The organism is Modestobacter sp. URMC 112, assembly GCF_053502575.1.
In genome coordinates, this window is sequence record NZ_CP199957.1 from 4,473,546 (window position 1) to 4,487,337 (window position 13,792).

The following is a 13,792-nucleotide window of genomic DNA, read 5'->3' on the forward strand; positions in this document are numbered from 1 at the left end:
GACGAGCCTCTAGACGGGGCCAGTGGGGGGAACGGGGTCCTTCGTCAGCGAGAAGCGGTCTGCGCGGGGGTGTCGCCGCCCTCGAGGTCGCCCTCGGTGTCGAGGTAGGCCTGCTGCAGCTCGGCCAGCAGCGCGGGGTCCGGCTCGGCCCACATCTGCCGGTCGACGGCCTCCAGCAGCCGCTCGGCGATGCCGTGCAGCGCCCACGGGTTGGACCGCTCCATGAACTCGCGGTTCTCCGGGTCCAGCACGTAGGTCTGGGCGAGCTTCTCGTACATCCAGTCGGCGACCACGCCGGTGGTGGCGTCGTAGCCGAACAGGTAGTCGACGGTGGCGGCCAGCTCGAAGGCGCCCTTGTAGCCGTGCCGGCGCATCGCGGCCAGCCACTTCGGGTTGACCACCCGGGCCCGGAACACCCGGGAGGTCTCCTCGACCAGCGACCGGGTCTTCACCTGCTCGGGACGGGTGGAGTCGCCGATGTAGGCCGCCGGCGAGGTCCCGGTCAGCGCGCGGACGGTGGCGACCATCCCGCCGTGGTACTGGAAGTAGTCGTCGGAGTCGGCGATGTCGTGCTCGCGGGTGTCGACGTTCTTGGCCGCCACCGCGATCCGCCGGTAGGCGGTCTCCATGTCCGGCCGGGCGTTGACGCCGTCCAGGCCGCGGCCGTACGCGTACCCGCCCCACACCGCGTAGACCTCGGCCAGGTCCGCGTCGCCGCGCCAGTCCCGGGAGTCGATGAGCGACAGCAGCCCCGCCCCGTAGGCGCCGGGCTTGGAGCCGAACACCCGGGTGGTCGCCCGCCGGCGGTCGCCGTGCGTCGCCTCGTCGGCGTCCACGTGCGCCTTCACGTAGTTGTCGCCCGCGTCCTCGTCCAGGCCCGCCACCAGGGTGACGGCGTCGTCGAGCATGGTCACCACGTGCGGGAAGGCGTCCCGGAAGAAACCGCTGATCCGCACGGTGACGTCGATCCGCGGCCGGCCCAGCTCGGCCAGGTCGATCGGCTCCAGGCCGGTGACCCGCCGCGACGCGTCGTCCCAGACCGGCCGGACACCGAGCAGCGCGAGGACCTCGGCCACGTCGTCGCCCGCCGTCCGCATCGCCGAGGTGCCCCAGACCGACAGCCCGACCGAGGGCGGGTAGGCCCCGTCGGAGTCGGCGCGGTAGCGCTCCACCAGCGACTCTGCCATCGCCGAGCCGGTCTCCCAGGCCAGCCGGGAGGGGATGGCGCGGGGGTCGACGGAGTAGAAGTTCCGGCCGGTCGGCAGCACGTTGACCAGCCCGCGCAGCGGTGAGCCCGAGGGCCCGGCCGGCACGTAGCCACCGTCCAGCGCGTGCAGGGTCATGTCGAGCTCGTCGGTGGTGCGCTCCAGCCGGGGCACCACCTCGTCGACGGCGAACCGCAGGACGGCGGCGACCTGCTCGTGCGGATCGCCGAGCACCTCGCGGACGACGTCCGGCACGGCCGCCGGCGTCCAGCCCGCGGCCTCCATGCCGGCGACGAGCGCGGCCGCCTGCGCCTCGACCGCGTCGGTGGCGTGCAGCCCGGCGGTGCCGTCCTCGGTCAGCCCGAGCGCCTCCCGCAGCCCGGGCAGCGCGACCGAGCCGCCCCAGATCTGGCGGGCACGCAGCATGGCCAGCACCAGGTCCACCCGGTTCTGACCGCTGGGCGGGGAGCCGAGCACGTGCAGGCCGTCGCGGATCTGGGAGTCCTTGATCTCACAGAGCCAGCCGTCGACGTGCAGGATCATCTCGTCGAAGTGGTCGTCCTCGGGCCGCTCGGCCAGGCCCAGGTCGTGATCGAGCTTGGCGGCCTGCAGCAGGGTCCAGATCTGCTGCCGGACGGCGGGGAGCTTCGCCGGGTCCATCGCCGCGATGTTGGCGTGCTCGTCGAGCAGCTGCTCCAGCCGGGCGATGTCGCCGTAGGAGTCGGCGCGGGCCATCGGCGGGACCATGTGGTCGACCAGGGTGGCGTGCGCGCGGCGCTTGGCCTGGGTGCCCTCGCCGGGGTCGTTGACCAGGAACGGGTAGACCAGCGGCAGGTCGCCGATCGCGGCGTCCGGACCGCAGGCGGCGGACATCCCGACGGTCTTGCCCGGCAGCCACTCCAGGTTGCCGTGCTTGCCGACGTGCACCATCGCGTGCGCGCCGAACACCGACCGCAGCCACCAGTAGGCGGCCAGGTAGTGGTGCGAGGGCGGCAGGTCCGGGTCGTGGTAGATCGCGATCGGGTTCTCCCCGAAGCCGCGCGGCGGCTGGACCATGACGACGACGTTCCCGGCCCGCAGCGCGGCGAAGACGACGTCGTCGCCGGCCTGGCCGGGGGAGACGAACAGCGACCCCGGCGCCTCTCCCCAGTGCTCGACCATCGCCGTGCGCAGCTCGGCGGGGAGGGTGTCGAAGAAGCGCCGGTACTCGGCGGCGGGGATCCGCACCGGGTTGCCGGACAGCTGCTCCTCGGTGAGCCAGTCCTCGTCCTGCCCGCCGGCGGCGATGAGCGCGTGCACCAGCGCGTCGCCGTCCAGCTCGGCCAGCCCGGGCAGCGCGCCGGGCCCGTCGAACGGGCCGACGTCGTAGCCCTGGCCGGCCATCGCGGCGAGCAGCCGGACCACCGACGCCGGGGTGTCCAGGCCGACCGCGTTGCCGATCCGGGCGTGCTTGGTGGGGTAGGCGGAGAGCATCACCACGATCCGGCGCTCGGCGGGCGGCGTGTGCCGCAGCCGGGCGTGCGCGACCGCCGTCCCGGCCACCCGGGCGGCCCGCTCCGGGTCGGCCACGTAGGAGGTGAGACCGTCGGCGTCGGTCTCCTTGAAGGAGAACGGCACGCTGATCAGCCGCCCGTCGAACTCCGGGATGGCGACCTGGTTGCCGACGTCCAGCGGGGACAGCCCGTCGTCGTTCGCGGCCCAGTCGGCGCGGGAGCTGGTCAGGCACAGCCCCTGGACGACCGGGACGTCCAGTCCCGCCAGCTCCCCCACGTCCCAGGCGCCGTCGTCCCCGCCGGCCTGCGCGGTGGCCGGCCTGGAGCCGCCGGCTGCGAGCACCGTGACCACCAGGGCGTCGGCGGTGCGCAGCACCTCGACCAGCCCGGGCTCCACGCTGCGCAGCGACGCGGTGAACACCGGCAGCGGGCGCCCGCCGGCGTCCTCGATGGCGGTGCAGATCGCCTCGACGAAGCCGGTGTTCCCGGACAGCTGGTGCGCCCGGTAGTAGAGGACGGCGATGACCGGGCCGTCGTCCCGGCGGGAGGGCCGCTCCAGGAGGCCCCACTCCGGGGCGACAGCGGGCGGCTCGAACCCCTCCCCCTCCAGCAGCACCGTGTCACCGAGGAAGCGGTGCAGCTGCTCGAGGTTGTCCGGGCCGCCCTGCGCCAGGTAACCGTGCGCCTCGGTCGCCACGCCCATCGGCACGGTGGACAGCTCCATGAGCTCGGCGTCGGGCACCTGCTCACCGCCCAGGACGACGACCGGCGCCGGTCCGGCCAGCAGCGGGGCGAGGTCCTCCTCGTACTGCCGGCGCACCCCGAGGATCCGCACGACGACCAGGTCGCTGCCCTCGGCCAACGCGACCATGCCGGCCGCACCGAGCCGGGACGGGTTGCCGAGCCGCCAGTCCGCGGCGCTGGACCGGGCCGACAGCAGGTCGGTGTCGGAGGTGGAGAGCAGGGTGAAGGTGCGTGCGCTCACGGCAGTGCCTCCCTCGGGGTCCGCGCCCCGGGTCGTCGGGCACGGCAGCCGAGGTGTCTGGCTCGCCCGGACGGGCTCACAGTGGCGGGACCGCGCCGGGCTCGCACCGGCTTCCCTGCTGACACTGCCGTGATGGCGGCGACGGTACCGCCTGGTGTCCCGGGGGCCGGGCCGGCCACCGGCCACGGACCGCGGCCGGAGCCCGTCCCCGTGTCCCGGTCGGAAGGGGACCTGGCTCCCATGTGCCCGGGACGTCGCCGGGCCGACGCTGGCCGCACACCGGCAGGAACAGCCCGCCGCTGGACCGGGAGTCAGCACACCGTGCCCACCACCGTCACCGCCCGCACCACCCACAGCGCCACCACCACCCCGACGGCACCGCCGGCCCTGCCCGGCCGGCGGCTCGCCGCGGTGGGTCTCGTGGTGGGCGCCACCCTCAACACCGCCGAGGCGGTGCTCGCCCAGTTCCTCCCTGCCAAGCCGGACCAGGTGGCAGACCAGTTGCGCCTGGTCGCCGAGAACGCGCCGCTGTACGGCACCCGCGCGGTGCTGGGCACCCTGGCCGTCCCGTTCATGCTCATCGGCTTCCTGGCCGCGGCCCGCGTGCTGGCCGGCCGCGCACCGCGCGCCGGTGCCGCCGCCGGCACGCTCCTGGCGGCGGGCATGTGGGGCTTCGTCGGCATCCACGTGCTGGGCCTGCTGCAGCTGCCGGCCTCCCGCGGTGACGTCCCGGCCGCAGCGGCCGTCCTGGAGGGTGCCCAGTCCTCACCGGTGCTGGCCTGCCTCTTCCTCCTGCCCTTCCTGGCCGGCACGGTGCTCGGCATGCTGGTGCTCACCGGAGGCCTGCTCCGCACCCGCGCCGTGCCCCGCTGGATCCCCGCCACGTGGCTGGTCTTCCTGCTGCTGGACTTCACCGTCGGTGCCGTCGGGCCGGTCGACCCGCACTGGCTCTTCCTGGCCGGCGCCCTGGGCCTGGCCGCGCACCTGACCCGCCGTGGGGACGCCGGCGCGGACGCCGCCTGAGACCGGCCACCTCCCTCTACGGTCTGCCTCCATGCACCTGCGCCCGCCGAGCAGCCGGGCCGCCGTCCAGGCGGCCCGGCTGCTCGCCGCCATGGCCTGCACCGGGACCCTGGTCGCCCTGGGCCTGCCGCTGCTCGTGGGCGGGGACTGGCTCCCGGACCTGTTCCGCACCCCGGAGCCGGTGCTGGCGCCCTCCTTCGCCGCCGTCGGCGCGCTGCTGGCCGGCGTCCCGGCCGCCCGCAGGTTGGGCTGGCTGCTGCTCGCCGTCGGCCTGTCCGCGGCGCTGTACGTCCTCGCGACGTCGTGGGCCTTCGCCGGGGGCGACGACGGGACGGCCGGCTGGCTGCGGTCGTGGAGCTGGGCGCCGGCGCTGCTGCTGGTCGTCACCGTGCTGCCCCAGGTGCTGCCGCACGGCCGGCCGCTGCCCGGGCTGTGGCGCCTGCCTCTCGCAGCGGCATCCGCCCTGACCGCCGCGACGACGGTGGCCCTGGCTCTGCCCTCCGGCCCGCGGGACCCGTTCGGCGAACCCGGCTTCACCTCGTCGGTGGCGCTGCTCCTCGGCGCCGGACTGCTCTCGCTCACCGTCCGCGCCCGCCGGGCCGACGCCGTCGAGCGCCGCCAGCTGGCCTGGGTCGCCTACGGCGTGGTCGCCGCCATCGCGGCCACCTTCCTGGCCCCGTGGTGGGGGGTGGCCCTGGGCGTGCTGCTGGTCCCGGCGGGCCTGGCCGTCGCGGCGCTCCGCTACCGGCTGTACGACATCGACGTCCTGGTCAACCGCACCTTGGTGGTGGCCGTCCTCTTCGGGCTGACCGCCGTGGTCTACGCCGCGGTCGTCGCCTGGGCGGGGGCGCTGCTCGGGGACCGGGGCGGGGCGGCGCCCTTCGTCGCGGCGTTCGCGGTCGCGCTCGCCTTCCACCCGGCCCGGCTGCGCGTCCAGCGCTCGGTCGACCGGCTGCTGCGCGGGGACCGGGGCGACCCCTACGCCCTGCTCACCCGGCTCGACACGGCTCTCCGCGAGGCAGCGACGCCACGGCAGGCACTGCAACAGGGAGCGGAGGTGGTCGCCTCGGGCCTGCGCCTGGGCGGGACCGCCGTCGAGGTGCTGCTCCCCGGCGGGGCCGTCGTCCGGGAGCAGGCCGGCTCGGTGCCCGCGGGCGCCGACCGGATCCCGCTGGTGCTGCACGGCGAGCCGGTCGGCGACCTGGTCGTCACCGGCCGGTCGGGCGCCCCGGTCCCGGAACCGGCCGACGGCCGGCTGCTGCGCGACCTCGCCGGCCGGCTGGCCGCTGCCGCCTACGCCGAACGGCTGTCCGGTGACCTGCAGGAGTCGCGCGAGCGGCTCGTCACCGCTCGGGAGGAGGAGCGGCGGCGGTTGCGGCGGGACCTGCACGACGGGCTCGGCCCGCAGCTGTCGGCCGTGGTGATGACCCTGGACACCGCCTGTTCGGCGCTCCGCCGCGACGACCGGGAGCGCGCCGGGGGGCTGGTCGGTTCGGCGAGCGCCCAGGCGGCCGACGCGGTCGCCGACGTCCGTCGGCTGGTGCACGGTCTCCGGCCGCCCGCCCTGGACGACCTCGGCCTGGTGGGGGCGCTGCAGATCGGCGTCGCGTCGCCGACCGACGGCGGCCCGCACGTGACCGTGGAGGCGGACGGCGACCTGGCGGACCTGCCTGCCGCGCTGGAGGTCGCCGCGTTCCGCATCGCCCAGGAGGCGGTGCACAACGCCCGGCGGCACGCCGGGGCGACCCGGGTCAGCGTGTGTGTCCGGGGTGGCGCGGACGAGCTGGAGATCGACGTCCTGGACGACGGCTCGGGGCTGCCGGCCGACCGGACGGCGGGCGTCGGCCTGGCCTCGATGCGGGAGCGCGCGGCCGAGCTCGGTGGGCACTGTGAGGTCGCCGCGGCCGGGGCGGTGGGCACCCGGGTACACGCGGTCCTGCCCAGACAGCCGCGCTCGTGAGGGCCCGCTCGTGAGGGCCGTCGTCGCCGATGACCACCCGGTGTTCCGGGCCGGTCTGCGGGTGCTGCTGGAGGACCTCGGGGTGGAGGTCGTGGCCGAGGCCACCGACGGGGAGGAGGCGCTGGCCGCCGTCCGGCGGGAACGTCCCGACATCGTCTTCATGGACCTGCAGATGCCGCGGCTGTCGGGCATCGAGGCGACCCGGCGGCTGGTCGCCGAGGACCCCGACGTCCGGGTGCTGGTGCTGACCATGGTCGATGACGACGACGCGCTCTTCGCCGCCGTGCAGGCCGGCGCCCTGGGCTACGTGCTGAAGGGTGCCGGCCAGGCCGAGATCGGCCGAGCGCTGACCGCCGTGGCCGCCGGCGAGGCGGTGTACGGGGCGCAGGTCGCCCGTCGACTGCGCGCCTTCTTCACCGCCGGGGCGGGGGTGGTGGCCAGGCCCTTCCCCGAGCTGACCGACCGCGAGCGGGAGGTGCTGGACCTGATGGCGGCCGGGCTGGCCAACCAGGAGATCGCGCGGCGGCTCTTCCTGTCCGAGAAGACCGTCCGCAACAACATCACCGCGGTGTTCGCGAAGCTCGGCGTCCGGGACCGGACGGAGGCGGTCCTGCGGGCCCGGGACGCCGGCCTGGGCGGCAGCTCCTGACGCCGGTCGGGGTCCTCGCCCTCTGCCCGCCGATCAGGTCACGGAGACGAGGTCCAGCACGAACACCAGGGTGGCGTCGCCGGGGATCGGGCCCTGGCCCGCCGGGCCGTAGCCGAGGTCGCTGGGGATGGTCACCAGCCGGCGCCCTCCGACCTGCATGCCGTAGACCGCCTGCTCGAAGCCGGGGATGACCCGCCCCTCGCCGAGGGTGACCGGCAGCGTCTCGTCGGCGCCGCGGCTCCAGGAGGAGTCGAACTCCTCGCCGGTCTCGTAGAAGGCGCCGACGTACTTCAGCGCGACGGTGGAGCCCTCGACGGCCTCGGCGCCCGGGCCGACCACGACGTCGCTGACCTCCAGCTCGCACGGCGGCGCGGCGTCCGAGGGCGGCACCTCGGGCGCCTGGGTCAGGTCGGTGGAGACACCGGCCGGGGCCTCCGCCGGAGCAGGCCGGCTCTCGCACTCCTGGGACCCGGCGGAACCGGAGGCCGCGTCGGACCCGGTCGCGGTCGAGGCCTCCTCGCCCCCGCACGCGGCGAGAGAGGCGGTGACGACGAGCGCGAGCAGAGCGTGCGTGGCGGTGCGGCAGATCATGGGCACCGACTGTAACCGGAGGGCGCCCGCGTCCCCGCGGGAACGTCGGCCGCGGCTGGTCCTGCGGTACTGGCCGCGGGCAGCATGGCCCCGCTGCAGGGGCCCGCCACGAGAGGAAGGACCCGCTCCTCCCCGACCCTCGCGAGCTCGGGCCGGGCCCCTGGAGCGGGCCGGGGGCAGCGTGGCCCCGCTGCAGGGGCCCGCCACGAGAGGAAGGACCCGCTCCTCCCCGACCCTCGCGAGCTCGGGCCGGGCCCCTGGAGCGGGCCGGGGGCAGCGTGGCCCCGCTGCAGGGGCCCGCCACGAGCCTGCGAGTGGTGGGGGGCAGCGGGGTCCTTTCTCAGGCGGCGCCGAGGGCGTCGGCGACCCGGTGGTGGACGACGGCCTCGTCCGCCCGGCTCTGCCGCTCCAGGGTGCGGGCCAGCGCCCGGCGGGCCCACCCGTTGGCCGGCGACAGCTCGACCAGCCGGGTCAGCGCCTCCTCGGCCCGGCTGAGCTGCGCCGACCCGAAGTAGCTGCGGGCCAGCAGCTCCAGGGCGGCCTGGTGGTCGGGCTCGGCGGCCACCAGGGGCTCGAGGATCCGCGCCGCCTCGGTCGGCTGCCCCATCGCGAAGAACAGGTCCGCCCGCAGGTACTCCGAGTGCAGGTCGATCTCGTTCGGCTGGCTCATGTCGTTCTCCTCTCCGGTGCGGCAACACCGGAACGGCTCGCCGGCATCCCGCGACAACTGTCCGTGAGCTCCTGCATCCGGGAAGCCATGGCCACCCGAAGGAGGGGTACATCAGCACCCCTCTGGACGGAGGACCCCATGGGCCTACGCGACACCCTCCGACCCCGCCGGACCGCGGCAGTGACCGCGCCCGGCGCCGCTCCGGCGCCGACGGCGTCCCCGGCACCGCCGGCGTCCCCGCCGCAGGCGGCGCCGGCCACCGCACCCTCGCCGGCCGGCCCCCCGCCGGGCGCCAGGGACGAGGGCCGGCCCGGCGAGGGCGGCGGCCAGGTCGCGCTGGTGCAGCGGGCCGGCGCCGTCCTGCTCGCCGCGGTGCTGGCCACCTTCGGCCTCCTCGGTTTCCTGGAGCGCCTCGACTACTTCTCCACCGAGGGAGGGCGCATCGCCGGGCTGTCCTCGAACAACCTGCTGTCGGCGATCTCCATCCTCACGGCGGTGGTCCTGGTCGCCGCCGCCGTCCGCGGGGCACGCCCCGCCTCCACGGTGATGCTGCTCCTCGGGATCGCCTTCCTGCTGTCCGCGCTGGCCAACCTGGCAGCGCTCAACTCCAGCTTCAACATCCTGGCCTTCTCCATGGCCAACGTGGTCTTCTCGCTGTGCGCCGGTGTCTTCCTGCTGGTGCTGGGCGCCTACGGGCGGGTGAGCGGCAACCTCCCCGACGACAGCCCGTACCGGGCCGGCGCCGACCCCGCGGCGACCGACGCCGAGTTCATGGAGCCGGAGCACTACGCCACCACCCCCGAGGAACGGGCGGTCGAGGCCGCCATGCGGGCGGCGGAGCTGGCCGTGGCCGAGCACCGGGCCACCCCGGAGCAGGCCCGGCGGGTCGCCGCGATGGCGGAGGTCCGCACCCGGGCCGACCGCCGCCGGGTGTGGACCGAGTGCGAGCGGACGGCGATCGGCTGAGCCCTGAGGACCCCCGGAGGACGCGTGCGGACGCGTCCGGGACGCCGGATCGGGACTACGCTGGGAGCCTCGCCAGGGAGCGCGTCATGAGCGTGAGAAGCCACTTCCGTCCGCATCCCAGCCGGCCGCACGACGTCCCGCGCGGAGCCGCCGGCCCGGAGCACCGGGACGCGGACCCACCCGGTCCTGGGCGGTCCGCCGGCAGCCGGGTGTTCCTCGTCCAGCGGACCGGGGCCCTCGTGGTGGCGGTGTTCCTGCTGCTGTTCGGGGTGCTCGGTTTCGCCGGTGGCCTGGACTTCTTCGCCACCGACGGCGAGCGGGTGCTCGGACTGTCGTCCAACGGCCTGCTGTCCGCCCTGTCGGTGGTGGTCGGCGCCGTCCTGTTCGGCGCCGCCCTGCTCGGTCCCCGGGTCGCCTCGACGGTGATGATGGTCGTGGGCTCGCTGTTCCTGCTCTCGGCGCTGGTGAACCTCGCGGTGCTGCGCACCTCCTTCAACGTCCTCGCGTTCGAGATGCGCAACGTGCTGTTCTCCATCGGCGTCGGGCTGGTGCTGCTGGTCCTCGGCGCGTACGGGCGGGTGAGCGGCAACCTGCCCGACGACAGCCCGTACGCGCACCCGGCCACCGGCCCCGAGGTCCCGCCGGAGTCCTATCCGTCGACCCCGGAGGAGTTCGCCGCCGAGGCCGCCATGCGCGAGGCCGAGCTCGCGGTCGCCGAGCACCGGGCCACCGAGGACCAGCGTCGCCGGGTCCAGGCGATGGCCGCCGTGCACACCCGCGCGGAACGGCGGCGGGTGTGGACGTCGTCGGAGCTCCCACCGGCGCCGCCGTCCCCGGCACCGCACCGCTCGGCGCTCAGCCGGGCCGTCGGGTCCCTTAGGGCACGGCGCGGCGGGGATCGGCGTCCGGTCGGGAAGTAGCCTCGCGGACGCCATGTCCTCAGCGCCCTCCGCCACCCGCAGCCGGGTGGACGCCTGCCCGGGCGCGCTGCAGACCCATCCGGCCGCCGACGGCGACCTGGCCCGGGTGCGGGTCCCCGGCGGCCTGCTGTCCGCGGCGCAGCTGCGGGCGCTGGCCGGTGCCGCGCGTGACCTGGGCGACGGGCACCTCGAGCTGACCAGCCGGGGCAACCTGCAGCTGCGCGGCCTGCCCGCCGGGGGCGGGACCGCGCTGGGCACCCACCTGGCGGCCGTGGGCCTGCTGCCCAGCGAGACCCACGAACGGGTGCGCAACGTGCTGACCAGCACCCTGTCCGGCCGCGCTGCCGGTGGTCACCTGGACGTCCGGCCCTGGGTGCGGGAGCTGGACGCCGGGCTGTGCGCCGACCCGGCGCTGGCCGACCTGCCGGGCCGCCACCTGGCCACCCTGGACGACGGCCGGGGCGACGTCGCCGGGCTCGGCGGCGACGTCGGCCTGCTGGCGGTCTCCCCCGGGTCGGTCGCGCTGACCCTCGCCGGCGTCGACTCGGGGCTGCGGGCGACCCCGGCCGGTGCCGTCCCGCTGGCGCTGGCCGCCACCCGCGCCTTCCTCGCCGAGCGCGACTCCCAGGGCTCGGCCGCCTGGCGGCTGGCCGAGCTGGCCGACGGCGCCGCCCGGGTGGCCAGCCGGCTCCAGGGCCGGGACCGCGCCCCGGGCCCCCCGGTGGAGGTGCCGGCGCCGCCGGCCGCCGGTCCGGTCGGCGCGGTGCCCCAGGACGACGGGCGGACGGCGCTGGTCGGGGTCGTCCCGCTCGGCCGGCTGACCGCCGGCCAGGCCGAGCTGCTCGCCGACCTGACCGCGGAGGTGCAGCTGACCCCGTGGCGCAGCGTCGTGGTGCCCGACCTGGCCGAGGACGCCGTCGACGACGCCGCCGTCGACCTGTACCGGACCGGCATGGTGTTCGACGCGGCCAGCCCGTGGCTGCAGGTCACCACCTGCGCCGGCCGGCCGGGGTGCGCGAGGTCGCTGGCCGACGTCCGGGCCGACGCCACCGCCGCCGTCGCGGCCGGCGGCCTGCCCGCCGGCGGCGCCCGGCAGCACTGGGCCGGCTGCGAGCGCCGTTGCGGCCGCCCGCAGGGCGCGGTCGTCGACGTCGTCGCCACCGCCGCCGGATACCGAGTCGAAGAGGACTGATGTACGACTACGAGCACGACGGCGCCGAGATCTACCGGCAGTCCTTCGCCACCATCCGCGCCGAGGCCGACCTCACCGGGCTGCCCGAGGACGTCGCCCGGGTCGCCGTCCGGATGGTCCACGCCTGCGGACAGGTCGACCTGGTGGACGACGTGGCCTACTCGGCCGAGGTCGTGGCCCGGGCCCGGGAGGCGCTGCACGCCGGCGCGCCGGTGCTCTGCGACGCCCAGATGGTCGCCGCCGGGGTCACCCGCCGCCGGCTGCCCAAGGACAACGACGTCGTCTGCACCCTCAACGACCCGCGGACGCCGGCGCTGGCCGCCGACCTGGCGACGACCCGCACCGCCGCGGCCCTGGAGCTGTGGGGCGACCGGCTCGAGGGCGCGGTCGTCGCCATCGGCAACGCCCCGACCGCGCTGTTCCACCTGCTGGAGATGGTCGCCGCCGGTGCTCCCCGCCCCGCCGCGGTGATCGGCATCCCGGTGGGCTTCATCGGTGCGGTGGAGTCCAAGGAGGCGCTGGCCGCCTCCGACCTGGACTTCCTGGTCGTCCGCGGCCGGCGCGGCGGCAGCGCGATCACCGCCGCCGCCGTGAACGCGATCGCGAGCGAGGCGGAGTGACGACGGGCCGCCTCTACGGCGTCGGCCTGGGGCCCGGCGACCCGGAGCTGGTGACGGTGAAGGCCGCCCGGCTGATCGGCGCGGCCGACGTCGTGGCCTTCCACGCCGCGCAGCACGGCCGGTCGGTCGCCCGCGCGCTCGCCGCCCCCTACCTGCGCGAGGGCCAGGTCGAGGAGCTGCTGGTGTACCCGGTCACCACCGGGACCACCGACCACCCCGGCGGCTACCAGGGCGCAATCGACGAGTTCTACGAGGCCGCCGCCGCGCGGCTGGCAGCACACCTGGACGCCGGCCGGGACGTCGTCGTGCTGGCCGAGGGCGACCCGTTCTTCTACGGCTCCTACATGCACATGCACAAGCGGCTGGCCTCCCGGTACCCGACCGAGGTGGTGCCCGGGGTGACCAGCGTCAGCGGCGCCGCCGCGGTGCTCGGCCGGCCGCTGGTGGAGCGGGACGAGGTGCTCACCGTGCTGCCCGGCACGCTGGACGCCGAGGAGCTCACCGAGTGGCTGGCCACGACCGACTCCGCGGCGGTCATGAAGCTCGGCCGGACCTTCCGCACCGTCCGGGACGCCTTCGAGGGCGCCGGGGTGCTGGACCGCGCCTTCTACGTCGAGCGGGCGACGACGGCCCAGCAACGCATCCTGCCGCTGGCCGAGGTCGACCCGGACACCGTCCCCTACTTCTCCCTCGCCCTGCTGCCCAGCGAGCTGACCGGACCGGGGAACCAGCCCGGGCGGGCCGAGGACGAGCCGCACCCCGGGGACGTCGTCGTCGTCGGGCTGGGGCCGGGCCAGCGGAGCTGGACGACGCCGGAGGTCGCCGACGCGCTCGCCTGCGCCGACGACCTGGTCGGCTACGGGCCCTACCTGGACCGGGTGCCGGCCAACCCGCGGCAGGTCCGGCATCCCAGCGACAACCGGGTGGAGGCCGAGCGGGCCGCGGCGGCGCTCCGGCTGGCCCGGTCGGGCCGGCGGGTGGCGGTGGTGTCCAGCGGCGACCCCGGGGTGTTCGCCATGGCCGCGGCCGTCCTCGAGGTCGCCGCAGAGCCGGAGTTCGCCGGCGTCGGGGTACGGGTGCTGCCCGGGCTCACCGCCGCGCAGGCGGTCGCCTCCCGGGTGGGGGCGCCGCTGGGCCACGACTTCGCCGTTCTGTCGCTGTCCGACGTGCTCAAGCCCTGGGACGTGGTGGTGGAGCGGCTGCGGCACACGTCGGCCGCGGACCTGGTCCTCGCCCTCTACAACCCGCGGTCCAAGGCCCGGCCGCACCAGCTGGCAGAGGCCCGCGACGTGCTGCTGGAGGGACGCAAGCCCGAGACGGTCGTGGTCGTCGGCCGGGACGTCGGCGGCCCCGAGGAGTCGGTCACGGTGACCACGCTGGGCGAGTTCGACCCGGAGACCGTGGACATGCGGTGCCTGGTCATCGTCGGCTCGACGCAGACCCGGGTGACGCCGTCCGGCCAGGTCCTCACCAGCCGCCGGTACCCGGCCGGCTGACGGACCACCCCGCCCGCCCGCG

11 protein-coding genes and 1 riboswitch are annotated in these 13,792 nt (G+C 76.1%); of the genes, 8 read left to right on the forward strand and 3 right to left on the reverse strand.

Annotated elements, in window-relative coordinates; translation table 11 throughout:
- Positions 1–44: 44 nt before the first annotated feature.
- Positions 45–3,683: a cobaltochelatase subunit CobN gene (gene cobN, locus ACWIX6_RS21280; RefSeq protein WP_448614435.1), complete on the reverse strand. Its 3,639-nt coding sequence runs from the start codon at positions 3,681–3,683 to the stop codon at positions 45–47.
- 51 nt (positions 3,684–3,734) lie between these two features.
- Positions 3,735–3,800, reverse strand: a riboswitch (cobalamin riboswitch).
- A gap of 204 nt (positions 3,801–4,004) precedes the next feature.
- Between cobN and ACWIX6_RS21285 the strand changes: the two genes are divergently transcribed.
- The 3 genes from ACWIX6_RS21285 to ACWIX6_RS21295 are packed head-to-tail and all read left to right on the forward strand — an operon-like array spanning position 4,005 to position 7,315.
- The gene (locus ACWIX6_RS21285; protein ID WP_448614436.1) at positions 4,005–4,706 is read left to right on the forward strand and encodes a hypothetical protein; all 702 of its coding nucleotides are present in this window, start codon (positions 4,005–4,007) and stop codon (positions 4,704–4,706) included.
- Positions 4,707–4,737: 31 nt separating this feature from the next.
- On the forward strand, positions 4,738–6,666 hold the full coding sequence (locus tag ACWIX6_RS21290; RefSeq protein WP_448614437.1) for a sensor histidine kinase: 1,929 nt from the start codon (positions 4,738–4,740) through the stop codon (positions 6,664–6,666).
- 10 nt (positions 6,667–6,676) lie between these two features.
- Positions 6,677–7,315 carry a response regulator gene (locus ACWIX6_RS21295; protein WP_448614438.1) on the forward strand — a complete coding sequence of 213 codons (639 nt, stop codon included), beginning with the start codon at positions 6,677–6,679 and terminating at the stop codon, positions 7,313–7,315.
- A gap of 33 nt (positions 7,316–7,348) precedes the next feature.
- On the opposite strand, the gene ACWIX6_RS21300 is transcribed toward ACWIX6_RS21295, so the two are convergent.
- Together ACWIX6_RS21300 and ACWIX6_RS21305 are read right to left on the reverse strand one after the other, a co-directional pair.
- The gene (locus tag ACWIX6_RS21300) at positions 7,349–7,906 is read right to left on the reverse strand and encodes an FKBP-type peptidyl-prolyl cis-trans isomerase (RefSeq protein WP_448614439.1); all 558 of its coding nucleotides are present in this window, start codon (positions 7,904–7,906) and stop codon (positions 7,349–7,351) included.
- Positions 7,907–8,246: 340 nt separating this feature from the next.
- Entirely contained in the window at positions 8,247–8,576 is a 330-nt protein-coding gene (locus ACWIX6_RS21305; RefSeq protein ID WP_448614440.1) for a tetratricopeptide repeat protein, read from the reverse strand.
- Positions 8,577–8,756: 180 nt separating this feature from the next.
- Between ACWIX6_RS21305 and ACWIX6_RS21310 the strand changes: the two genes are divergently transcribed.
- The 5 genes from ACWIX6_RS21310 (at position 8,757) to ACWIX6_RS21330 (ending at position 13,770) form a co-directional block, all read left to right on the forward strand.
- Positions 8,757–9,542, forward strand: a complete 786-nt coding sequence (locus tag ACWIX6_RS21310) for a DUF4383 domain-containing protein (RefSeq protein ID WP_448614441.1) — start codon at positions 8,757–8,759, stop codon at positions 9,540–9,542.
- Positions 9,543–9,628: 86 nt separating this feature from the next.
- Positions 9,629–10,462, forward strand: a complete 834-nt coding sequence (locus tag ACWIX6_RS21315) for a DUF4383 domain-containing protein (RefSeq protein WP_448614442.1) — start codon at positions 9,629–9,631, stop codon at positions 10,460–10,462.
- Positions 10,463–10,475: 13 nt separating this feature from the next.
- Positions 10,476–11,654 carry a precorrin-3B synthase gene (cobG, locus tag ACWIX6_RS21320; protein ID WP_448614443.1) on the forward strand — a complete coding sequence of 393 codons (1,179 nt, stop codon included), beginning with the start codon at positions 10,476–10,478 and terminating at the stop codon, positions 11,652–11,654.
- Entirely contained in the window at positions 11,654–12,274 is a 621-nt protein-coding gene (locus ACWIX6_RS21325) for a precorrin-8X methylmutase (RefSeq protein ID WP_448614444.1), read from the forward strand. Before cobG ends, ACWIX6_RS21325 begins: the two co-directional genes overlap by 1 nt.
- Positions 12,271–13,770 carry a precorrin-2 C(20)-methyltransferase gene (locus ACWIX6_RS21330; RefSeq protein WP_448614445.1) on the forward strand — a complete coding sequence of 500 codons (1,500 nt, stop codon included), beginning with the start codon at positions 12,271–12,273 and terminating at the stop codon, positions 13,768–13,770. Before ACWIX6_RS21325 ends, ACWIX6_RS21330 begins: the two co-directional genes overlap by 4 nt.
- The last annotated feature ends 22 nt before the right edge of the window (positions 13,771–13,792 follow it).

Coding starts and splice junctions, on each gene's coding strand:
- ACWIX6_RS21315 (WP_448614442.1), top strand. CDS start 9,629: ATGAGCGTGAGAAGCCACTTCCGTCCGCATCCCAGCCGGCCGCACGAC.
- ACWIX6_RS21325 (WP_448614444.1), top strand. CDS start 11,654: ATGTACGACTACGAGCACGACGGCGCCGAGATCTACCGGCAGTCCTTC.
- ACWIX6_RS21290 (WP_448614437.1), top strand. CDS start 4,738: ATGCACCTGCGCCCGCCGAGCAGCCGGGCCGCCGTCCAGGCGGCCCGG.
- ACWIX6_RS21305 (WP_448614440.1), bottom strand. CDS start 8,576: ATGAGCCAGCCGAACGAGATCGACCTGCACTCGGAGTACCTGCGGGCG.
- cobG (WP_448614443.1), top strand. CDS start 10,476: ATGTCCTCAGCGCCCTCCGCCACCCGCAGCCGGGTGGACGCCTGCCCG.
- ACWIX6_RS21300 (WP_448614439.1), bottom strand. CDS start 7,906: ATGATCTGCCGCACCGCCACGCACGCTCTGCTCGCGCTCGTCGTCACC.